We start from the raw sequence: 20,130 nt of genomic DNA on the forward strand, positions 1-20,130 counted from the left end.
ACTGGCTTTGCCGCGGCCGGGAGCGCAGACTGAAAGGACGGCGATCCCGCGAAACAGTGGAGCACCCGTGGACAACCACCTTGATCACATGCCGGTTCTGTCCCGAGGCAGGCATCGCAACCCCAAGCGGGGCGCCTGCTTCATGGAGCTGGCCTCCTACCTGGCCGGAGAGCGGTGGAGCGACCATCCCGCCTGCACCCATCCGCTGCTGGCGGCCCTCGCCCGGCTGGTCAACGACAACATCGGCGACGCGCAACGCGGCCAGCTCGTGGAGCTCGTCCCGTCGATCATCGGCCTGACCTCCGACGACCTGCGGGTGGACGCCCACATCGCGCTGCGCTGCGCCACGACGGCGCTGCCCGTAGCGGCGGCCGAGCGGCAGCTCGCGCTGGCGGTGTCGGTGCTGGCGGCCGAGGAGATGCTGGCCAGGCTCGACGGCCGGCCGCCGGGGCGGCTGAGCGAGCGGAGCCGGGCGGCGATGGAGCAGGTGCCGCAGGCCGCCGCGCAGGCGCGCAGGTTCAGCCGGGCGGCGCGGATCACCGAGAAGGGCTTCCGCCGCTACGCCGCGCCCAACGCGGTCCAGCTCGCCGTGGTGGGCATCGTCCAGGCGTGCGTCCCGGACCCGGACCCGCTGCTGCGTGACCTGCTGGCGGGGGCGATCGCCGACTGCGCCGCCCTCATCCAGGAAAAGGAAGCCCGGCAGGCCGTCACGAACCCTCTCCCGGTCCCCCTGTCCTGAGCGGACCGGGCCGTACCCTTGACCCTCTGGATGGGGGTGGGGATGGACGACGAGGACGTGCGGGTGGCCGTCTACGCCGGGTTCGCCCGTACGGGGCGGGCCCCCGGAGTCGAGGAGCTGGCCGCGACCACCGGCGCCGGGCCCGGCGAGGTGCGGCGGGCGTTGCGGCGGCTGCACGGGGCCCGGGCACTGGTACTGGGCGACAACGGCGACAGCGACGAGGGCGAAGGCCAGGGCCAGGGCGGCGCGATCGTCATGGCGCACCCGTTCTCGTCGGTGCCGCTGGGGTTCTCGGTCATGGGCCGGGAGACGCTGTGGTGGGGCGGCTGCGCGTGGGACGCGTTCGCCGTGCCGCACCTGCTCAAGGACGAGCCCGAGGTGCTGGTCGCCACCCGGTGCCCCGGATGCGGGACGCCGCACGCCTGGTCGGTGGGGCGCGCCGCGCCTCCCCCGGGTGAGCAGGTGGCGCACTTCCTGGTCCCGGTGGCCCGCATGTGGGACGACGTCGTGCGGACGTGCTCGAACCAGCGGCTGTTCTGCTCGGCGGGCTGCGTGGACGGATGGCTGGCGCGTACGGGGCTGCCGCGCGGTTACGTGATGGACGTGCCGGCGCTGTGGCGGCTGGCCCGGGGCTGGTACGACGGCCGCCTGGAGCGCGGCTACACCCGCCGGGAGCCGTCCGAGGCCGCCGCGCACTTCGCCGCCGCCGGGCTGGACGGCCCGTTCTGGGGCCTCTGAGACCCCTGCCCCGACGTGCGCCTTTTCTCGTCAACACGTTCGGGAAGCGGTTCCGCCCAAGGGTGGAACCGCAGGTCAGGCAAGCCTCCCCTTCGTTGCGGATCATGCCGACATATGTCTAAATGTCGGACGAGTTGGTCTTATGGGAGGGAATGTCATGACTATTGAGCTGGAGCGGACGTACTCGCCCGAGAAGCACCACAGCCACCGTGACGTGACCGGCGGCTGGCTGCGGCCGGCGGTGTTCGGCGCCATGGACGGCCTGGTGTCCAACTTCGCGTTGATCGCCGGAGTGGTGGGCGCCGCCGGGGCCGGGCGGGGGGCCGTGCTGGCGGGGTTCGCCGGGCTGGTGGCCGGGGCGTGCTCGATGGCGGCGGGCGAGTACACGTCGGTGAAGTCGCAGACCGAGCTGATGCGCGCCGAGATCGCCGTGGAGCGCCAGGAGCTGGCCAGGAACCCGGAGGGCGAGCGGGCCGAGCTGGCCGCGCTCTACCGTTCGCGGGGCCTGGACGCCGAGCTGGCCGACCGGGTGGCGGCGGGCCTGTCGGCCGACCCGGAGCAGGCGCTGCGCGTGCACGTGCGGGAGGAGCTGGGCGTGGACCCGGACGACCTGCCGTCGCCGCGCCTGGCCGCCGCCGCGTCGTTCGGCGCGTTCGCGCTGGGCGCGCTGGTGCCGCTGGCGCCGTTCCTGTTCGGGGCGTCGGGGCTGACGCTGGCCGTGGTGCTGAGCGTGCTGGGGCTGTTCGGGTTCGGGGCGGTGGTGGCGGTGATGACGGCCCGCCCGTGGTGGCTGGGCGGCCTGCGCCAGCTCGCGCTCGGCGTGGGCGCGGCCACGGTCACGTTCGGGCTGGGCCACCTGCTGGGCGTGACCATCGCCTGACCGGCCCACGCCCGAGCCGGTACGCGCCCCGCCCCCGTTCCCGGTACGCGCCCCGTACCGGGAAGGGGGTCAGGGGCGGGCGGCGGTGGCGAGGTTGACGCCGAGGGCGACGAGCGCGGCGCCCGTGAGGCCGTCGAGCGTGCGGCGGACGGCGGGCTGGGCGAACGCGCGGCGCAGCGCGCTGACGACGTTGGCCACGGTGAGGAACCACAGCACGGTCCCGGCGAGCGCGATCAGCGACAGCAGCAGCGTGTCGGCGAGCGAGGCCCCCGCGGAGAGGAACTGCGGCACCAACGCGACGAAGAACAGCGCCGCCTTGGGGTTGAGCACGTTGGTGAGCAGCCCTTCGGCGAAGGCCGCCCACGGCCCCCTGCCGCCCGTGGCGGGCGTGTCGAGGGCGAGCCCGCCGCCGCCCTTGACCGCCGCGCGCAGCGCCTTGGCGCCCAGGTAGAGCAGGTAGGCGGCGCCGACGACCTTGACCACGGTGAACGCCACCGCCGAGGCGGCCAGCAGCGCGGCGACGCCGGTCGCGGCGGCGACGACCCACACGAACACGCCGAGGGAGATGCCCGCGGCGGCGGCCATGCCGTGGCCGCGCCCCGACAGCGCCGAGCGGCGCACCACGACCGCGAAGTCCGGGCCGGGCGACATCGCGCCGAGCATCACCACGCCGCCGAAGGCCACGATCTGCGTCAGAGAGGTCATGGCCCCCAGCGTAGAGGCGATCACCGCTTGCGGCGGCCCCGGCGTTTGAGGATCGCGCGCAGCGTCAGCAGCAGCACGACGGCGACGGCCTGGCCGCCGAGCACGATGCGGTTGACGTCGACGGCGGGCTGCCAGCGGACGTCGCCGTCCTTGACGACGAAGACGCCGGCCGGGGCGGCGGCGACGCCGTAGCCGGAGCCGCTGCCCTGCTCACCCTGCCCGCCGGTGCCCTGGCCGCCCCCGCCGCCGTGGGCGACCCGGGCGACCGGGATGATCGTCACGCCGTCGCGCTCGACGGGTTCGCCGAACACGCGCCCGACCGTCGCGGCGTCCTTGGCCTGATCCACCAGTCGCATGATGTCCATGCGGCCATGCTCTCCCCGCGACGGCCCGGGCGCCAGCGCCCTCGGGGTCAGACGCGCCGTCCGCGCAGCTCGCGGTAGCGGCGCACGAGCAGCTCGGTCGACGGGTCGGGGAACTCGGCGGGCGGCTCGGCGGAGGTGAGCGCGGGCGCCAGGTCGAGCGCCATCTTCTTGCCCAGCTCGACGCCCCACTGATCGAAGGAGTCGACGCCCCAGATCGTGCCCTCGACGAACACGACGTGCTCGTAGAGGGCGACGAGCTGGCCGAGCGTGGAGGGCGTCAGCTTGGGCGCCAGGATGGTGGAGGTGGGCCGGTTGCCCGGCATCACCTTGTGCGGCACGACCTCGGGCGCGGTGCCCTCGGCGGCGATCTCCTCGGCGGTCTTGCCGAACGCCAGCGCCGAGGTCTGCGCCAGCAGGTTGGCGGTGAGCAGGTCGTGCATGCCCTCGTGGTCCTCGTACGGCTCGGCGAAGCCGATGAAGTCGGCCGGGACGAGCCGGGTGCCCTGGTGCAGGAGCTGGTAGAAGGCGTGCTGGCCGTTGGTGCCGGGCTCGCCCCAGAAGATCTCGCCGGTGTCGACGGTGACGGGGGTGCCGTCGGCGCGCACCGACTTGCCGTTGGACTCCATCGTGAGCTGCTGCAGGTAGGCGGGGAAGCGGTGCAGCCGCTGGCTGTAGGGCAGCACGGCGCGCGTCTGGGCGCCGAAGAAGTCGGTGTACCACACCCCGAGGAGGCCGAGCAGCACCGGCATGTTGGCCTCGAACGGGGCGGTGCGGAAGTGGCGGTCGATGGCGTGGAAGCCGGCCAGCATCTCGCGGAACCGGTCGGCCCCGATCGCGATCATGAGGGACAGGCCGATGGCGCCGTCGTAGGAGTAGCGTCCGCCGACCCAGTCCCAGAAGCCGAACATGTTGCCGGTGTCGATGCCGAACTCGGCGACCTTGGCGGCGTTGGTGGAGACGGCGACGAAGTGGCGGGAGACGGCGTCCTCGCCGAGCGCGCCCACCAGCCAGTCGCGGGCCACCTTGGCGTTGGTGAGCGTCTCCAGGGTGGTGAAGGTCTTGGAGCTGACCACGAACAGCGTCGTGGCCGGGTCGAGGCCGCGCAGGTTGCCCGAGATGTCGGCCGGGTCGACGTTGGAGACGAACCGGGCCTCGATGCCGGCGTCGGCGTAGTCGCGCAGCGCCTCGTAGGCCATCGCCGGGCCCAGGTCGGAGCCGCCGATGCCGATGTTGACCACGGTGGTGATGGGCCGCCCGGTGGCGCCGCGCCACTCCTGGGACCGGACCCGGCCGGCGAACTCGCTCATCCGGTCGAGCACCGCGTGCACGTCGCCCGTCACGTCCTGGCCGTCCACGACCAGCTTGTCCCCGGCGGGGGCGCGCAGCGCGGTGTGCAGCACGGCGCGGTCCTCGCTGACGTTGATGTGCTCACCGGTGAACATCGCCTCGACGCGCTCACGCAGCCCGGCCCGCTCGGCCAGGCGCACCAGCAGGCCGATGGTCTCCTCGGTGGCACGGTGCTTGGCGTAGTCGAGGTAGAGGTCGCCGGCGGTCACCGTCATGCGGGCGGCCCGGCCGGGATCGTCCGCGAACAGCTCGCGCAGATGCCTGCCCGCCAGCTCCTCATGATGCTTCTCCAGGGCCGCCCACTCCTGGCTCCGGGTGATGTCGCCGCTCACGTTTCCTCCTGGCACCGTCAATCCGATCTCATCCGGCCGATCACCGCCGGCCGGTCACATCGTCCCGCAACCCCGTACCCCCCGGTCCTCATTCCGCGCATGGCGGAGCGGACTCTTTGCCGGCCGGTTTGCCGGTCAGTGGGAATCGCGGCCCACGGCGTCGCCGCTCGACCCGCGCAGGAAGTCCAGGTCGGCGCCCTGGTGGGCCTGGTTCACGTGGTCGATGTAGAGGCGTTCCCAGCCGCGGGCGGGCCTGGCGTGGCCGTCGGCGACGGGCGGCCTGGAGTTCAGCTCGGCGTCGGGGATGTCGACGTCGAGCCGCCGGGCGGCCACGTCGAGCACGATCGGGTCGCCGGTGCGGACCCTGGCCAGCGGCCCGCCGGCGGCGGCCTCGGGCGAGGCGTGCAGCACGACGGTGCCGTAGGCGGTGCCGCTCATCCGGGCGTCGCTGACGCGGACCATGTCGCGCACGCCCTTGGCCAGCAGCTTGGCGGGCAGCGGCAGGTTGCCGACCTCGGGCATGCCGGGGTAACCCTTGGGGCCGCAGCCGCGCAGCACCAGCACGGAGGTCTCGTCCACGTCCAGGTCGGGCGAGTCGAGCCGGGCGTGGACGTCCTCGACGCTGTCGAAGACGACGGCGCGGCCGCGGTGGCGCAGCAGCTCGGGCGAGGCGGCGGCGGGCTTGATGACGGCGCCCGACGGCGCCAGGTTGCCGCGCAGCACGGCGATGCCGGCGTCGGGCAGGAGCGGGTCGGCGCGCCGCCTGATGACGGTCTCGTCCCAGATGCGGGCGTCGTCCAGGCAGGCGGACAGCGGCGCGCCGGTGACGGTGGGCTCGTCGTGGAGCAGGTCGGCGACCTCCTTGAGCAGGGCGCGCAGCCCGCCCGCCCGGTGAAGGTCGTCCATGAGGTGGCGTCCGGCGGGCTGCAGGTCCGCCAGCAGCGGCACGCCCGACCCGGTGCGGTCGAAGTCGTCGAGGTCGAGCTCGACGCCGAGGCGGCCGGCGATGGCCAGCAGGTGGATGACGGCGTTGGTGGAGCCGCCGATGGCGGCGAGCGTGACGATCGCGTTGAGGAACGCGCCGCGCGTCATGACGTCGCTCGGCCGGCGTCCCTCGCGGACCAGGCCGACGGCCAGGCGGCCGGTCTCGTGGGAGCGTTCGAGCAGGCGGCTGTCGGCGGCGGGGATGCCGGCGGTGCCGGGGATCGTCATGCCGAGCGCCTCGGCCATGCAGGCCATGGTGGAGGCGGTGCCCATCGTGTTGCAGTGGCCCCGGCTGCGGATCATGGAGGATTCGGAGTCGAGGAACGCCTCGCGCGACAGCGTGCCGGCGCGCACCTCCTCGCTGAGCCGCCACACGTCGGTGCCGCAGCCGAGCGGGACGCCGCGGAAGTGGCCGGTGAGCATCGGCCCGCCGGGCATGACGACGGCCGGCAGGTCGACCGAGGAGGCGGCCATGAGCAGCGACGGGATCGTCTTGTCGCAGCCGCCGAGGAGCACGACGCCGTCGATCGGGTTGGCGCGCAGCATCTCCTCGACGGACATGGCGGCCAGGTTGCGCCAGAGCATGGCGGTGGGGCGGACGTTCGTCTCGCCGAGCGACATCACGGGCAGGTTGAGCGGGACGCCGCCGGCGGCCCAGACGCCGTCGGAGACGCTGCGGGCCACCTCGCCGAGGTGGGAGTTGCAGGGGGTCAGGTCGGAGGCGGTGTTGGCGATGGCGATGTGCGGCCGCTCGCCGTCGAAGGCCTCGCGCGGTAAGCCTCTGCGCATCCAGGCCCGGTGGATGTAGGAGTTCCTGTCGTCGCCCGAATACCACCGTGAGCTTCTCAGCGCCATGCCGGCACTGTAGCCGAGCGTCCGGCTCCGGTCCCGTACCCGCTCACGGCCCGCCGCTTACGCCCCGGCCCGCCGGGGCAGGGGGCACGGCATGGACCATGTCGACGCATACTGGCGCGCGGCCAACTACCTGTCGGTCGGCCAGATCTACCTGCTGGACAACCCGCTGCTGAGCGAGCCGCTGCGGCCCGAGCACATCAAGCCGCGCCTGCTCGGCCACTGGGGCACCACACCGGGCCTGAACTTCTGCTTCGCCCACCTGAACCGGGTGATCCGGGAGCGGGACCAGGACATGATCTACATCGCCGGCCCCGGCCACGGCGGCCCGGCGGCGGTGGCGCACGCGTGGCTGGAGGGCTCCTACACCGAGCGCTACCCGGACGTCACGAGGGACGCGGAGGGGATGCGGCGGCTGTTCCGGCAGTTCTCCTTCCCCGGCGGGGTGCCCAGCCACGTGGCGCCGGAGACGCCGGGGTCCATCCACGAGGGCGGCGAGCTCGGCTACGCGCTGGCGCACGCCTACGGGGCCGCGTTCGACAACCCGGACCTGGTGGTGGCGTGCGTCATCGGCGACGGCGAGGCCGAGACGGGCCCCCTCGCCGCGAGCTGGCACTCCAACAAGCTGCTGGACCACGAGCGTGACGGCGTCGTGCTGCCGATCCTCCACCTGAACGGCTACAAGATCGCCAACCCGACGCTGCTGGCCCGCATCCCGGAGGCCGACCTGCTCAAACTCCTGGAGGGGTACGGGTACCGCCCGCACGTCGTGGGCCCGGACCACGGCGAAATGGCGGCCACCCTGGACGAGGCGTTCGAGGAGATCGCCGCCTACCGGGAGGGCGCGGACCGCAGGCTCCCGATGATCGTGCTGCGCACGCCGAAGGGCTGGACGGGCCCGCGCGAGGTCGACGGGCTGCCGGTGGAGGGCACCTGGCGCGCCCACCAGGTGCCGCTGGCGGAGGTGCGCGACAACGCCGAGCACCTGGCGATGCTGGAGGAGTGGATGCGCTCCTACCGGCCGGAGGAGCTGTTCGACACCGGCGGCCGGCCGGTCGCGGGCGTCCTCGGCACGGTCCCCGAGGGCGGGCGCCGGATGAGCGCCAACCCGCACGCCAACGGCGGCGAGCTGCTGTCTCCGCTGCGGCTGCCCGACTTCCGCGGGTTCGCCGTCGAGGTCAAGTCACCGGCGACGCAGGCGAGCGAGCCGACCAAGGTCCTCGGCACGCTGCTGCGCGAGGTCATCAGGGACAATCCGCGCACGTTCCGGCTGATGGGCCCGGACGAGACCGCCTCCAACCGGCTCAGCGCCGTCTTCGACGCCACCGACCGGGCCTGGAACGCCGAGCGGCTGCCCACCGACGAGCACCTGGCGCCCGGCGGCCGGGTGATGGAGGTGCTGAGCGAGCACCTGTGCCAGGGCTGGCTGGAGGGCTACCTGCTGACCGGCAGGCACGGGCTGTTCAACTGCTACGAGGCGTTCATCCACATCGTGGACTCGATGTTCAACCAGCACGCCAAGTGGCTGGAGTCGTCGCAGAAGATCCCCTGGCGGCGGCCGGTGGCGTCGCTGACGTACCTGCTGTCGTCGCACGTGTGGCGGCAGGACCACAACGGCTTCAGCCACCAGGACCCGGGCTTCCTGGACGTGGTCGTCAACAAGAAGGCGTCGGTGGTGCGCGTCTACCTGCCGCCGGACGCCAACACGCTGCTGTCGGTGGCCGACCACTGCCTGCGCTCGCGCGACTACGTGAACGTGATCGTGGCGGGCAAGCAGCCGGTGCTCGACCTGTTCACCATGGACGAGGCGATCGCCCACTGCACGCGCGGCCTGGGCATCCTGCCGTGGGCCTCCAGCGACGCGGGCGCCGAGCCCGACGTGGTGCTCGCCTGCGCCGGCGACGTGCCCACGCTGGAGACGCTGGCGGCGGCCGCGATCCTGCGCGAGGAGCTGCCGGACCTGAAGGTGCGGGTCGTCAACGTGGTGGACCTGATGCGGCTGCAGCCGTCGTCGGAGCACCCGCACGGCATGTCCGACGCCGAGTTCGACACGCTGTTCACCACGGACAGGCCGATCATCTTCGACTTCCACGGCTACCCGACGCTGATCCACCAGCTCACCTACCGCCGCCACGGCCACGCCAACCTGCACGTGCGCGGCTACAAGGAGGAGGGCACCACGACCACGCCGTTCGACATGGCGATGCTCAACGACATCGACCGCTTCCACCTGGTCATGGACGTCGTCGACCGGGTCCCCGGCCTCGGCGCCCGGGCCGCCCACCTGCGCCAGCGGATGGCCGACGCCCGTCTCCAGGCCCGCGCCCACACCCGGCTGCACGGCGAGGACGCCCCCGCGATCAGCTCGTGGACCTGGCCGGACACGTCCATGTCCTGAGCGCCGGGCGGGTTCAGCCGGTGGCGGCCCGGCGCACCGCCGCCACGATGGCCGTGTTGGGCAGGCCCTTGAGCAGGTACGTGGTCACGCCCGCCTGGCGCATCTCGTCCACCGAGGCGGAGTCACCGTAGGCGGAGAACGCCACGACGCGGGTGGCGGGCGAGCGGCGGCGGATCTCGCGGGCCGCCCACGCGCCGCCGCCGGGCATCCGCACGTCCAGGACCGCCACCGCCGGCCGGTGCAGCTCCGCCAGCTCGGCCGCCTCGCCCGCGTCGGCCGCCACCGCCACCACGGTCAGCCCCGGCTCGGCCTCCAGCACCTCGGCCAGCACCTCCCTGATCAGCGGCTCGTCATCGGCGACCAGCACCGTGACCGGGTCGCTCACGGCTCGCCCCGGGAGACGGCGGGCACCCAGAACTCGACCGTCGCCCCCTCTCCCGGGTTGCCGCGCACGGCGCACCAGCCGCCCGCGATCTCGGCGCGCTCCCGCATCTCGATCAGCCCGAAATGGCCGGGTTCGGGGTCGTTCTCCCCGGCGTGCTCGAAGCCGTGGCCGTCGTCGTTCACCCAGACGTGCACGCCCTGCTCGGCCGAGGCCAGCCGGACCGTCACCGCGCGGGCGCGGGCGTGCTTGCGGACGTTCGTCAGCGCCTCCTGGCAGATGCGGAAGATCGTGATCGACGTCTCCGGCGGCGGCTCGGCCGCCAGGTCGTGGGTCAGCTCGTAGGTGAGCCCGTCGCCCGACACCACCTGGTCCAGGTAGCGGGTCAGCCCCTCGACCAGGCCGGTGCTGTCGATGCCCGGCGGGTGCAGCCGGAAGGTGAGGTTGCGCAGCCGGCCCACGGCGGCGTCGACCGTGTCGTTGAGCCGCGTCACCGCCGCCTGGTGCTCGCCCGTCAGCCGCGTGGCCAGCAGTTGCAGCCGCATGCCGACCGCCACCATGGACTGGATCGTGTCGTCGTGCACGTCCCAGGCGATGCGCCGGCGCTCCATCTCCTGCGCGTGGACCAGGTGCGCCAGCAGCCTGCCGCGCTCGTCCAGCGCCCGCTCGACCGCGCGCCGCTCGGTCAGGTCGCGCGTCACCTTGCCGAACCCGCGCAGCCGCCCCTGGTCGTCGCGCAGCGCGGTGATGATCACGTTCGCCCAGAACCGGGTGCCGTCCTTGCGGACGCGCCAGCCCTCGTCCTCCAGCCGGCCCTCCGCGACGGCCACCTCCAGCTCGCGCGCCGGTTTGCCCGCCGCCACGTCGGCGGGCGGGTAGAGCGCCGAGAAGTGGCGGCCGACGATCTCGCCGGCGGTCCACCCCTTGATGCGCTCGGCGCCGGCGTTCCAGCTCACGATGTGTCCGCGCGGGTCCAGCATGAAGATCGCGTAGTCGACGACGTTCTGGACCAGCAGCTCCAGGTCGCTCTGCTCGGGCATACCGCAGCTTCGCACAGCCGCGCGCTCGTCACACCGCCCGCTCCCCGGCTGTCAGCTCGCACCAGACCACCTTCCCGCCCGTGTGCGGCGTGACGCCCCAGCGGGTGCACAGCTCGCCGATGACGTGCAGGCCCCAGCCGTCGGCCGGTCCGGGCATGCGCGCCTCCGGCAGCCGCTCCGCGTCGTCGCCGACCTCGACGCGGACGTGCCACGAGCCGCCGGTGATGCGCAGCACCGGCTCGCCCGAGCCGTGCCGCAGCGCGTTGGTGACCAGCTCCGACACCACCAGCAGCACGTCGTCGCGGGAGCCGTGGTAGTCCCAGGCGTCCATGGCGTCGCGGGCGATCCGCCGGGCCGTCGTGATGCTGCCCATCTCCTCGGCCAGGCGGTGCTCCAGCCTGAACGGCCCGACCTCCGTGCCCATGCCTTTACTGTCGGGCAGCGCGCCCGTCGATCACGAGACGCATCCGCCCCGGTCCGCCTGGTGCAAACGCATCAGTCGAGCAGGCCCTCCCGGCGGGCGATCGCCACCGCCTCCAGCTTCGAGCGGGCCCCCAGCTTCTCCAGGACGTGCTGCACGTGGTTGCGCACCGTGTTGCGCGCCACCCCGAGCCGCCTGCTCATCTGCTCGGTGCTCACCCCGTCGGCGAGCAGGAGCAGCGTCTCCCGTTCGCGCCCGGTGAGCGTCCCGCCCGGGCCGCGGTCCCGGCCCGCCAGCCGGTCGAGCACCCCGGGCAGCAGCGCCGGCCCGAACACCACGCCGCCCGCCGCCACCTCGCGGACCGCCGACTCCAGCTCCCGCAGCGGCGACGTCTTCACCACCAGGCCCGCTCCCCCGGCCTCCACCACCCGCGCGGCCACGTCCGCCGACGCCTCGGCCGTCAGCACCAGCACGCGCGCGCCCGGCGCCGCCTCCCGGATGCGGCCGATCGCCGCGACGCCGTCGCCGTCGGGCAGCCGCCGGTCCAGCACCACCACGTCGGGACGCCACCTCCCGGCGCCGGCCACGGCCGCCGCCACGGTCGCGGCCGTGGCCACCAGGTCGATGCCCGCCGCCTCGCCCAGCGCCGCGCCCAGCGCCTCGGCCACCATGTCGTGGTCCTCCACCAGCATCAGCCGGATCGGGCCGGTCGCCGGGGGGCGCGGTAACTGCGTCATGCGGGCTCCGTTCGCTGAGGGCCGGTCACCGGGCCCGTCCATTGTCCGCGATCCCGCCGGAGGCCCGCGAGACCCCTGCCTGCGTCCGGGGGCGACCGAACCGGGCTCGGTCTGTGGCCGTGAGGGGAGCCTGTTGTGCCCTGAAGAGGTCTTCTGTATGGACAAACCCGGCGGAGAGCATTGGTAGGGTATTCGGGATATTTCCGGACTTGATGGGTGGGATAGACCGGTGGAGGTCGAGCAGACGGCACTGCCCGGGATCGGGCTGCGCCATGATTTCACCACCCAGTCCGGCAAACGCGTCGGTGTCGTCTCGCACCGCACCGGCCGCCGCGACCTGGTGATCTACGACCGCGAGGACCCCGACCGCGCCTGCGAGGTCGTCAAGCTGAACGACGAGGAGGCCGACGCCCTGGTCGAGCTCCTCGGCGCCCCCCGCATCGTGCAGCGGCTCAACCAGGCGCATCAGGAGGTCGAGGGGCTGGTCAGCCTCCAGCTCGTGATCCCGCCGGGCTCCCCGTACGCCGACCGCCCGATGGGCGACGCCCGCGTCCGGACCCGCACCAACGCCTCCATCGTGGCGGTGGTGCGCAACGGGAACGTGGTCGCCAGCCCGGGCCCCGGTTTCGTGTTCGCTGCCGGCGACATCGTCGTCGTGGTGGGCACCGCCGACAGCACGTCCGAAGTCGCCGACATCCTGGCCGAAGGTTAAGGGCCGCGGGTGCACCACACCGCCATCCTGTTTCTCGAATTCGGTGCCGTACTTCTTGGTCTGGGTGTGCTGGGCGCGCTGGCGTTGCGCGCCGGCATCTCGCCCATCCCCCTCTATCTGATCGCCGGCCTGGCCTTCGGGACGGGCGGCGTGCTGCCGCTGGCCACCAGCGAGGAGTTCATCTCCGTCGGCGCGGAGCTGGGCGTCGTCCTGCTGCTGCTGACGCTGGGGCTCGAGTACAACGCCGACGAGCTCGTCACGAGCCTGAAGAGCAACGCCCGCGCGGGCATCGTCGACCTGGTGCTCAACGCCGCGCCCGGGGCGATCTGCGCCCTGCTGCTCGGCTGGGGCCCGGTCGCGGCCGTGGCGATGGCGGGCGTCACGTACGCCACCTCGTCCGGGATCACCGCGAAGGTCCTGTCCGACCTGGGGTGGATCGGTAACCGCGAGACGCCCACGGTGCTGTCGCTGCTGGTGTTCGAAGACCTCACGATGGCGATCTACCTGCCGGTGCTGACGGCTATGCTCGCCGGGCTCAGCCTGGTCAGCGGCGCCGTGACGGTGGCGATCGCGCTGGGCACCGTGAGCGTGGTGCTGCTGGTCGCGCTCAGGTTCGGCAAGTGGATCGAGGCGTTCGTCTCCAGCCCGAACTCCGAGGTGCTGCTGCTGAAGGTCGTCGGCCTGGCGCTGCTGGTGGCCGGGCTGGCGCAGCAGCTCCAGGTGTCGGCGGCGGTCGGCGCGTTCCTCGTCGGGATCGCGCTGTCGGGCCAGCTCGCGCACGACGCGCAGGCGCTGCTCGCGCCGCTGCGCGACCTGTTCGCGGCGGTCTTCTTCGTCTTCTTCGGCCTGCAGACCGACCCGGCGAAGATCCTCCCGGTGGCCGGGCTGGCCGCCGCCCTCGCGCTGGTCAGCATGATCACCAAGCTGCTGACCGGCATGTACGCGGCCCGCCGGGCGGGGATCTCGAAGGCCGGTCAGGCGCGGGCCGGCATCGCGCTGGTGCCGCGCGGCGAGTTCAACATCGTCATCGCCGGTCTGGCGGTGGCGGCCGGGGCGCATCCCGACCTCGGGCCCCTGGCGGCGGCGTACGTGCTGATCCTGGCGGCGTTCGGCCCGCTGGCGGCCAAGCTGGTGCAGCCGCTGTTCGAGGCCATCGCCAAGCGCGCCTGACCCCGGGCGCGTTTTCTGTCGGTGGGCGATGGCAGGCTGGTCGTCCGAGGTGAGGGCAGGGCGCGGAAGGGGGTGACGGGCTGGATGGCCGACCGCAAGCACGGGGTCCCGGCGCCGCCGACGGAGTCGGCGATCAGGTCCGCCGACTGGGACGGCCGTGAGCTGATCCGCGAGACCTATCACCGGGTGCTGTTCGTCGACGTCGACATGACCGAGCTGGTCGACCGGGGCTCGGCGTTCGAGGAGTGCACGTTCAGCAACGTGCGCTTCAACGTCTCCGAGCACGAGGACGCCAGCTTCATCAACTGCACGTTCTCGCGTTCCTCCTTCTTCGACGCGACGTTCCGCGGTTGCAAGCTGACCGGCAGCATGTTCGACGGCTGCACGTTCGGCCTGTTCAAGGTCGAGGGCGGCGACTGGTCGTTCGCCGGCCTGCCGGGCGCCGACCTGCGCGGCAGCTCCTTCCACGGCGTCCGGCTGCGCGAGGCCGACCTGACCGGGGCGCGGCTGGAGGGCTCGGAGGTCAGGCGGTGCGACCTGTCGGGCGCGTGGCTGCACAGCGCCGACCTCACCGGCTGCGACCTGCGCGGCAGCGAGCTGGGCAGCCTCGACCCGCACGTCACGGCGGTCGATCGGGCGATCATCGACCCCTTCCAGGCCACGGTCGTCGCGAGCGCCCTGGGCTTCACGGTGACCGGCTGAGCCTCGCCCCTCATTCGTGGGGTTGACCGGGTGGTTCACGCGGCGGACAGTCGCGTTGTCAGGCTGGCCACGCACGACGGTGAGAGCCGCGCGACGCGTTCTCCTTCGCCGGCCGGTCCGTCTCACCGGCCCGTCCCACCCGCGCGTGCTGCCGTCCAGCCCTCGCTCGCCCGCCGTCCAGCACCCTGAGGAGAAGCATGCAACCGCCCGCCCCCGCAGAACGCCGTCCCACGCGCCGGGTCCGCCGCGCCTTATCGGCGATCGTCGGACTCGTCGCGCTGGTCTTCCTCGTCACTCCGCCCGTCAGCGCCGTCGCGCTGCCCACCCCGCTGCAACTGGTGTCGAACCTCGACCTGGAGTGCTTCAAGACCAGCCCCTACCAGCCGCCCGCCGTCGGGCTGACGCTGCGCCACCTCAACCCGGTGCTCAGCGGCCTGCGCAGCGAGCAGGTCACGCTCGGCCAGCGCGACCAGCTGTGCGTCCCCGTGGCCAAGAACGGCGTGATCCCGCCGGACGGGGTGCTCGACTTCATCCGGTTCGTGGACCTGTCGTGCTACCGGGTCACCGGGCCGGCGGCGAACAAGCCGCTCGTGCTCAGCCAGCTCAACCCCGTCCTGCGTGACGTGCCGCGCAAGCAGATCACGCTGAACCGGCCGGAGCAGCTGTGCGTCCCGGTCGCCAAGAACGGCGTGCTGCCCCCGGCTGAGGTGCTGCGGGTCGTCAGTCACGTCGACCTGCTCTGCTACGGCGCCACCCCGAACGTGCCGATGAACAGGGCGCTGACGCTCCAGCAGCTCAACCCGGTGCTCGTCGGCAAGATCCCGACGGCGGACGTGCGGGTGAGCTACTCGCGCCAGCTCTGCGTGCCCGTGTACAAGGGCGGCGACGACATCCCGGCCGACGTGCTGGAGATCGTCCGGTGGATCGACCTGGAGAAGTACGACATCACGGCGCGCGCGATCACGCCCGTCGACCTGGCGCTGCGGCATCTCAACCCGGTGCTCGCCCGCCTGCCCGAGGAGCGGGCGACGCTCACCGCGGCGGTCCAGTTCGGCGTCCCGGTCGCCAAGGACGGCCGGATCCCGCCCGGCTGACCGGCGGTTCCGACAGCGGGCCTCGCCGCCGGTGGCGGCGGGGCCCGCCCTGCCGTGCTCAGCCGGTGAGCGCGCGGGGACGCCGGTCCGCGAGCGCGTCGAGCGCCGCGGCCGTGGCGGCGTCGCCCGGCAGGTGGACGACCAGGCGCTGGTCCGCGTCGGGGATCTCCAGGGTCTCCGGCGTCAGCCGCAGCTCGCCGGCCTCGGGATGGACGACCCGGTACGCGCCGGGCTCCGCCGCCGTGAGCGCCGGGCGGCCGGTGAACGCCGCCCCGGCGGTGACGGCGAGCTCGTCCACCAGGGCGCGGGCCTGGACGTCGGCGAGCGCGGCGGCGCGGTGCAGCTCGACGGCCTGCGCGGCGGCGAGGCGTTCCCAGTCCGGGTAGGCGGCCCTGGCCCGCGGATCGGTGAACAGGTGACGGGCCAGGTTGGGCGCCTCGCCGTCGAGCACGCCGAGCGGCCCGGCGAGCCTGGCGTAACCGGTGGTGTGCGCGAGCACGTCGTACACCCGGTTGACCAGCACGGCCGGGGCGGGCTCCAGCCGGTCGAGCACGGCCCGGACGGTGGCGCGCACGGCCCGCGCGGGCGGCTGGTCCATGCCCGGGCACAGGGCGCTCTCACCGGTGTTGACCTTGACGAGATGGTGCAGGTGGAGCCGCTCGCCCGGAGGCAGGCGCAGCGCGTCGGCGAGCGCGCCCAGCACCTGCGGCGACGGCTTGCGGTCGCGGCCCTGTTCGAGCCGGGTGAGGTACTCGACGCTGACGCCCGCCAGCGTGGCCAGCTCGGCGCGGCGCAGGCCGGGGGTGCGCCGCCGGGGGCCCGCGGGCAGCCCCACGTCGGCGGGGCGGACGGCTTCACGGAGGGCGCGCAGGTAGGAGCCGAGCTCGTTGTCACTCACGGGGACGAAGTGTACGGATCGGACGGGCTCAGGGTGGCCCCCGCAGGGCCGGTATCGGGCCGGTCTCCCTCCGGCGCGACCGGCACGGCATCGTGGGCGGGGACCGCTCATGACGAAAGGGTACGAACAACATGCGTTATCGCCTGCTCGGCCGGACCGGGCTGAGGGTCTCCGAGCTGTTCCTGGGGGCCATGACGTTCCGCGAGGCGTCCCCCGAGGTGCGCGAGATGGTCGACCTGTACGCGGAGGCCGGGGGCAACGTCATCGACACCGCCTCGGCGTACGGGGAGAGCGAGGAGGTCGTCGGCGAGCTGCTGGCCGGGCGGCGCGACCGGTTCGTGCTCGCCACCAAGTACACGCTCAGCCGCGACCCCTCCGACCTGAACGCCTCCGGCAACCACCGCAAGAACCTCGTCCTGTCACTCGAACGCAGCCTGCGCCGGTTGCGCACCGACTACGTCGACGTGTTCTGGGTGCACATGTGGGACCGGCACACGCCGATCGAGGAGACCATGCGCGCCCTCGATGACGCGGTCCGCGCCGGGAAAGTCCTGTACGTGGGCATGTCGGACGCTCCCGCGTGGGTGGTCAGCCGGGCCGACACGCTGGCCGAATGGCGCGGCTGGACCCGCTTCGCCGGGCTGCAGGTGCCGTACAACCTGCTGTGGCGCGACATCGAGCGCGAGCTGCTGCCGATGGCCGACGAGCTCGGGATGAGCGTCGCCGCCTGGGGGCCGCTGGCGGGCGGCGTCCTGTCGGGCAAGTTCACCGGCGGCGCGCCGGTCGCGCCCGGCACCCGCGTCGCGCCCGGCTCCCTCGGCGAGCGCGAGCACGCGGCGGCGCGCGCGGTGCTGGAGGTCGCGGCCGAGCTCGGCGCCACGGCCTCGCAGGTCGCCATCGCCTGGACGATGGCCCGCTCGCGCGCCGTCCACCCCATCATCGGCGCCAGCGGCCCCGGCCAGCTCCGCGACAACCTCGGCGCCGCCGCCGTCACCCTGCCCGACGACGCCCTGCGCCGCCTGGAGTCCGCGGTCCCCTTCTCCCTGGGCTTCCCGCTCGACTTCATCGGCGACGCCGCCTCCGCCGCCCTCGGCCCCGAATACCGCCTCCTCGACGGCCGCTGACCCCACCCCGGATGCAGCGCGAGCGCGGGGCGGTCCGGCGCGGGACGGGGTGCCCACGGCAGCGGGGTCAGGGGGGAGCCAGAGTGTGGGCGATCCGGGTGAGGGTGGGGAGGGCGGCGAGGACGCGGGTGGCGCGGTCGCGGCGGGTGTGCGGGGTGTCGGCGCCGAGGTCGGCGAGGAGGGCGTGGAAGTCGTCCAGCAGGGCCGCCGGGGGCCGCCGGCCCGCTGAGGCGAGTTTGGCGAGGCAGCGGGCGTACGTGGCGACGAGCCAGAAGGCGGCTTCGCGGTGGAGGCCGCGGTCGAGGAGGTCGCGGCTGCCGTCGACGGCGACGGGCCGGCCCGGGCGGCTGATGTCGGAGGAGAAGCGGTAGGCGGGCGCGTGGACCGGGGCGGCGTGGTCGAAGGCGCGTTCGACGGCGGCCAGGTGGCGGCGGGCCCTGGCGGGGGTGAGGGCGGCGCTGCCCAGCAGGTCGAGCAGGTGTTCGTGGCATTCGGGCAGCCCGCGCGCGGCGAGCAGTTCGCCGGCGGCCTCGTAGCGGCGGCGGATGGTCGGGTTGCGCAGCCCGGCGACGAGGAGGACGTGCGCGGTGACGCCGGTGCCGAAGAGCCAGGCGGTGACGTGCGCCTCCTCCGTCATACCCGGGCGGCCGGGGGTGACGACGTCGGCCAGGAAGGCGCGTACCCGGTCCAGCGCGTGGCCGGTCCGGGCGAGGACCCAGCGGCGTTCGGCGAAGCGGCGGGAGACCTCGCGCTGGAGCGCGGTGAGCCGCCCGGCGGGGTCGGCGAGCACGCCGGGCCGGTGGAAGGCGCCCGCGAGGTGGTAGTCGGCGAGGACCGTCTCCGCGTCGGCGACGGCGTCGGCGGGCAGGTAGGAGACCTCCAGCAGCACCCCCTGGTGCCGGAACTTGCCGCCCCCGGCGAGGGGGACGGCGTCGGGGACGGGGTCGAGGGCGACCATCACGTCCACGTCGGAGCCGGTGGGGAGGTCGTCGCCGGGCTCGGCCCACAGGGCGGACCCGGTGAGGAACGCCCCGGCGAACCCGGGCAGCCGCGCCCCCTCGTCGCGCGCCCACTCCCCCGCGACGCGCCGGGCCTCAGCGATCAGCATCCCGCCGAGCCTAGCGCGGCCAGGTTCGCCGCGCCCGTCCTCGGGCAGCCGTAGGGGATGCGCGCTGTGAGCCCGGACCTGGAGCGGCTGGTCCGCCGGGAGCTGATCGACGCCGGGTTCACGATCGAGCGGGCGGCGGCCCCGGCGGACGGCGGGCTGAGCGTGTGGCGGGAGCCGGGCCGCGGGGTGGTGGTCCGGTGGGACGTGCCCGCCCGCGGCGACGGCGCGCGGGGGGCGACGATCCGGGTGGCGGTCCGGCTGGCGTTACGGACGGTCCTGGCGGAGGCGGGGTTCGAGGTGTCGGAGGACGGCGACGGCGCGGAGCTGGTGGTGCTGTCGTCACCGTAGCGGGCGGCCGACCTCGTGCAGGTGGCGCAGCGCCTGCCCCCAGGAGGCGAACAGCCCGGCCTCGGTGTACGGGACGTCCAGGGAGCGGCAGTAGTCGCGCACGATGGGCCGGGCGCGGCGCAGGTTGGGCGCGGGCATGCTGGGGAACAGGTGGTGCTCGATCTGGTAGTTGAGCCCGCCGAGCGCCACGTTGACGAGATGGCCGCCGCGGACGTTGCGTGAGGTGAGCACCTGCTTGCGCAGGAAGTCGAGCTCGTCGTCGGCGGTCAGGACCGGCATGCCCTTGTGGTTGGGGGCGAACGTGCAGCCGAGGTAGACGCCGAAGCACGCCTGGTGGACGAGGAGGAAGACGAGCGCCTTGCCCACGGGCAGGACGGCGAAGACGGCGGCCAGGTAGGCGACGTCGTGGGCGATGAGCAGGGCGGCCTCGGTGCCGCGGTTCTTGAGCGTGGGGCGGCGCAGCGATCGCAGGCTGGAGACGTGCAGGTTGAGTCCTTCGAGCGTCAGCAGCGGGAAGAACAGGAACGCCTGCCACCGGCCGACGAAGCGGGCCACGCCGCTGCTGTTCTCGGCCTGCTTGACGGACCAGACGAGCACGTCGGGCGAGACGTCGGGGTCGTGGTCCTCGTGGTTGGGGTTGGCGTGGTGGCGGGTGTGCTTGTCGGTCCACCAGCCGTAGCCGAGGCCGATGCCGAGGTTGCCGGCGATGAGGCCGGCGACGCGGCTGCGGCGGCGGGAGCGGAACACCTGGCCGTGCGCCAGGTCGTGGGCGAGCAGCGCGACCTGGGCGAACATCACGGCGAGGAAGACGGCGACGAGGATCTGCCACCAGGAGTCCCCGACGAGGGCGAAGGCGGTCCAGCCGCCGGCGAACAGGGCGGCCACCAGGGTCATGCGGACGGCGTAGTAGACGGGCCTGCGCTCCAGGAGCCCTGCCTGGGCGATGCGGCGGGACAGGCCGGCGAAGTCGCTGCCCTGCCGGGCCGGGCGTGCCGGGGCTTGGTCGATCGTCATATCGCTCAAGCATCGCGGTCGCGCCCGGCCGGCGGACTGC

21 protein-coding genes are annotated in these 20,130 nt (G+C 73.6%); 10 read left to right on the plus strand and 11 right to left on the minus strand.

What is annotated here, in order from left to right:
• Positions 1-88 precede the first annotated feature (88 nt).
• From AB0G11_RS24480 to AB0G11_RS24490, 3 genes are all read left to right on the plus strand, one after another.
• Complete coding sequence (locus tag AB0G11_RS24480) at positions 89-739, plus strand: hypothetical protein (RefSeq protein ID WP_357588420.1); 651 nt, start codon at positions 89-91, stop codon at positions 737-739.
• Positions 740-781: 42 nt separating this feature from the next.
• Positions 782-1,477 (plus strand): organomercurial lyase, encoded by a 696-nt coding sequence (gene merB, locus AB0G11_RS24485; protein ID WP_357588422.1) that lies wholly within the window; start codon positions 782-784, stop codon positions 1,475-1,477.
• 157 nt (positions 1,478-1,634) lie between these two features.
• Positions 1,635-2,357, plus strand: coding sequence for a VIT1/CCC1 transporter family protein (locus tag AB0G11_RS24490; protein WP_219518870.1), 723 nt, complete (start codon positions 1,635-1,637; stop codon positions 2,355-2,357).
• A 69-nt stretch (positions 2,358-2,426) separates the two neighbouring features.
• Here the strand turns inward: AB0G11_RS24490 and AB0G11_RS24495 are convergent, their stop codons facing one another.
• The 4 genes from AB0G11_RS24495 to AB0G11_RS24510 all read right to left on the minus strand — a co-directional run bounded on the left by AB0G11_RS24495 (position 2,427) and on the right by AB0G11_RS24510 (position 6,945).
• Positions 2,427-3,062 (minus strand): LysE family translocator, encoded by a 636-nt coding sequence (locus AB0G11_RS24495; protein WP_357588424.1) that lies wholly within the window; start codon positions 3,060-3,062, stop codon positions 2,427-2,429.
• Between the two features lie 20 nt (positions 3,063-3,082).
• Positions 3,083-3,427 (minus strand): spore germination protein GerW family protein, encoded by a 345-nt coding sequence (locus AB0G11_RS24500; protein ID WP_219518865.1) that lies wholly within the window; start codon positions 3,425-3,427, stop codon positions 3,083-3,085.
• A 47-nt stretch (positions 3,428-3,474) separates the two neighbouring features.
• A complete protein-coding gene (gene pgi, locus AB0G11_RS24505; protein ID WP_219518864.1) occupies positions 3,475-5,106 on the minus strand; it encodes a glucose-6-phosphate isomerase in 1,632 nt (543 codons plus the stop codon).
• 135 nt (positions 5,107-5,241) lie between these two features.
• Positions 5,242-6,945: an IlvD/Edd family dehydratase gene (locus AB0G11_RS24510; protein WP_357588426.1), complete on the minus strand. Its 1,704-nt coding sequence runs from the start codon at positions 6,943-6,945 to the stop codon at positions 5,242-5,244.
• Positions 6,946-7,036: 91 nt separating this feature from the next.
• Between AB0G11_RS24510 and AB0G11_RS24515 the strand changes: the two genes are divergently transcribed.
• A complete protein-coding gene (locus AB0G11_RS24515; RefSeq protein WP_357588428.1) occupies positions 7,037-9,340 on the plus strand; it encodes a phosphoketolase family protein in 2,304 nt (767 codons plus the stop codon).
• Positions 9,341-9,353: 13 nt separating this feature from the next.
• On the opposite strand, the gene AB0G11_RS24520 is transcribed toward AB0G11_RS24515, so the two are convergent.
• From AB0G11_RS24520 to AB0G11_RS24535, 4 genes are all read right to left on the minus strand, one after another.
• Entirely contained in the window at positions 9,354-9,725 is a 372-nt protein-coding gene (locus AB0G11_RS24520; RefSeq protein ID WP_219518857.1) for a response regulator transcription factor, read from the minus strand.
• Complete coding sequence (locus AB0G11_RS24525) at positions 9,722-10,762, minus strand: PAS domain-containing sensor histidine kinase (RefSeq protein WP_219518854.1); 1,041 nt, start codon at positions 10,760-10,762, stop codon at positions 9,722-9,724. Before AB0G11_RS24525 ends, AB0G11_RS24520 begins: the two co-directional genes overlap by 4 nt.
• Positions 10,763-10,790: 28 nt before the next feature.
• A complete protein-coding gene (locus tag AB0G11_RS24530; RefSeq protein ID WP_219518851.1) occupies positions 10,791-11,186 on the minus strand; it encodes an ATP-binding protein in 396 nt (131 codons plus the stop codon).
• A gap of 71 nt (positions 11,187-11,257) precedes the next feature.
• Positions 11,258-11,920, minus strand: coding sequence for a response regulator transcription factor (locus tag AB0G11_RS24535; protein ID WP_357588430.1), 663 nt, complete (start codon positions 11,918-11,920; stop codon positions 11,258-11,260).
• A 229-nt stretch (positions 11,921-12,149) separates the two neighbouring features.
• Between AB0G11_RS24535 and AB0G11_RS24540 the strand changes: the two genes are divergently transcribed.
• The 4 genes from AB0G11_RS24540 (at position 12,150) to AB0G11_RS24555 (ending at position 15,598) form a co-directional block, all read left to right on the plus strand.
• Positions 12,150-12,632, plus strand: coding sequence for a cation:proton antiporter regulatory subunit (locus AB0G11_RS24540; RefSeq protein WP_219513852.1), 483 nt, complete (start codon positions 12,150-12,152; stop codon positions 12,630-12,632).
• A 9-nt stretch (positions 12,633-12,641) separates the two neighbouring features.
• The gene (locus AB0G11_RS24545; RefSeq protein WP_219513861.1) at positions 12,642-13,802 is read left to right on the plus strand and encodes a cation:proton antiporter; all 1,161 of its coding nucleotides are present in this window, start codon (positions 12,642-12,644) and stop codon (positions 13,800-13,802) included.
• A gap of 84 nt (positions 13,803-13,886) precedes the next feature.
• Positions 13,887-14,504, plus strand: a complete 618-nt coding sequence (locus tag AB0G11_RS24550; RefSeq protein WP_357588432.1) for a pentapeptide repeat-containing protein — start codon at positions 13,887-13,889, stop codon at positions 14,502-14,504.
• A gap of 197 nt (positions 14,505-14,701) precedes the next feature.
• Positions 14,702-15,598 (plus strand): hypothetical protein, encoded by an 897-nt coding sequence (locus AB0G11_RS24555; RefSeq protein ID WP_357588434.1) that lies wholly within the window; start codon positions 14,702-14,704, stop codon positions 15,596-15,598.
• Positions 15,599-15,656: 58 nt separating this feature from the next.
• On the opposite strand, the gene AB0G11_RS24560 is transcribed toward AB0G11_RS24555, so the two are convergent.
• The gene (locus tag AB0G11_RS24560; protein WP_219513873.1) at positions 15,657-16,496 is read right to left on the minus strand and encodes a helix-turn-helix transcriptional regulator; all 840 of its coding nucleotides are present in this window, start codon (positions 16,494-16,496) and stop codon (positions 15,657-15,659) included.
• A 131-nt stretch (positions 16,497-16,627) separates the two neighbouring features.
• Between AB0G11_RS24560 and AB0G11_RS24565 the strand changes: the two genes are divergently transcribed.
• The gene (locus AB0G11_RS24565) at positions 16,628-17,620 is read left to right on the plus strand and encodes an aldo/keto reductase (protein ID WP_357588436.1); all 993 of its coding nucleotides are present in this window, start codon (positions 16,628-16,630) and stop codon (positions 17,618-17,620) included.
• A gap of 67 nt (positions 17,621-17,687) precedes the next feature.
• On the opposite strand, the gene AB0G11_RS24570 is transcribed toward AB0G11_RS24565, so the two are convergent.
• Entirely contained in the window at positions 17,688-18,728 is a 1,041-nt protein-coding gene (locus AB0G11_RS24570) for a hypothetical protein (RefSeq protein ID WP_357588438.1), read from the minus strand.
• Positions 18,729-18,794: 66 nt separating this feature from the next.
• Between AB0G11_RS24570 and AB0G11_RS24575 the strand changes: the two genes are divergently transcribed.
• Positions 18,795-19,076, plus strand: a complete 282-nt coding sequence (locus AB0G11_RS24575) for a hypothetical protein (protein ID WP_219513885.1) — start codon at positions 18,795-18,797, stop codon at positions 19,074-19,076.
• On the opposite strand, the gene AB0G11_RS24580 is transcribed toward AB0G11_RS24575, so the two are convergent.
• Positions 19,068-20,090 (minus strand): acyl-CoA desaturase, encoded by a 1,023-nt coding sequence (locus AB0G11_RS24580; RefSeq protein ID WP_219513887.1) that lies wholly within the window; start codon positions 20,088-20,090, stop codon positions 19,068-19,070. The two genes, AB0G11_RS24575 and AB0G11_RS24580, sit on opposite strands and share 9 nt — an antisense overlap.
• Positions 20,091-20,130 lie beyond the last annotated feature (40 nt).

Source organism: Nonomuraea sp. NPDC023979, assembly GCF_040639085.1.
Lineage (GTDB): Bacteria > Actinomycetota > Actinomycetes > Streptosporangiales > Streptosporangiaceae > Nonomuraea > Nonomuraea ceibae.

What these genes read in the sequence shown, in the direction of transcription:
- AB0G11_RS24480 (WP_357588420.1), top strand. Translation starts at nt 89, where the DNA reads ATGCCGGTTCTGTCCCGAGGCAGGCATCGCAACCCCAAGCGGGGCGCC.
- AB0G11_RS24490 (WP_219518870.1), top strand. Translation starts at nt 1,635, where the DNA reads ATGACTATTGAGCTGGAGCGGACGTACTCGCCCGAGAAGCACCACAGC.
- AB0G11_RS24525 (WP_219518854.1), bottom strand. Translation starts at nt 10,762, where the DNA reads ATGCCCGAGCAGAGCGACCTGGAGCTGCTGGTCCAGAACGTCGTCGAC.
- AB0G11_RS24535 (WP_357588430.1), bottom strand. Translation starts at nt 11,920, where the DNA reads ATGACGCAGTTACCGCGCCCCCCGGCGACCGGCCCGATCCGGCTGATG.
- AB0G11_RS24510 (WP_357588426.1), bottom strand. Translation starts at nt 6,945, where the DNA reads ATGGCGCTGAGAAGCTCACGGTGGTATTCGGGCGACGACAGGAACTCC.
- AB0G11_RS24570 (WP_357588438.1), bottom strand. Translation starts at nt 18,728, where the DNA reads ATGCTGATCGCTGAGGCCCGGCGCGTCGCGGGGGAGTGGGCGCGCGAC.
- merB (WP_357588422.1), top strand. Translation starts at nt 782, where the DNA reads ATGGACGACGAGGACGTGCGGGTGGCCGTCTACGCCGGGTTCGCCCGT.
- AB0G11_RS24555 (WP_357588434.1), top strand. Translation starts at nt 14,702, where the DNA reads ATGCAACCGCCCGCCCCCGCAGAACGCCGTCCCACGCGCCGGGTCCGC.
- AB0G11_RS24500 (WP_219518865.1), bottom strand. Translation starts at nt 3,427, where the DNA reads ATGGACATCATGCGACTGGTGGATCAGGCCAAGGACGCCGCGACGGTC.
- AB0G11_RS24530 (WP_219518851.1), bottom strand. Translation starts at nt 11,186, where the DNA reads ATGGGCACGGAGGTCGGGCCGTTCAGGCTGGAGCACCGCCTGGCCGAG.
- AB0G11_RS24580 (WP_219513887.1), bottom strand. Translation starts at nt 20,090, where the DNA reads ATGACGATCGACCAAGCCCCGGCACGCCCGGCCCGGCAGGGCAGCGAC.
- AB0G11_RS24495 (WP_357588424.1), bottom strand. Translation starts at nt 3,062, where the DNA reads ATGACCTCTCTGACGCAGATCGTGGCCTTCGGCGGCGTGGTGATGCTC.
- AB0G11_RS24515 (WP_357588428.1), top strand. Translation starts at nt 7,037, where the DNA reads ATGGACCATGTCGACGCATACTGGCGCGCGGCCAACTACCTGTCGGTC.
- AB0G11_RS24550 (WP_357588432.1), top strand. Translation starts at nt 13,887, where the DNA reads ATGGCCGACCGCAAGCACGGGGTCCCGGCGCCGCCGACGGAGTCGGCG.
- AB0G11_RS24565 (WP_357588436.1), top strand. Translation starts at nt 16,628, where the DNA reads ATGCGTTATCGCCTGCTCGGCCGGACCGGGCTGAGGGTCTCCGAGCTG.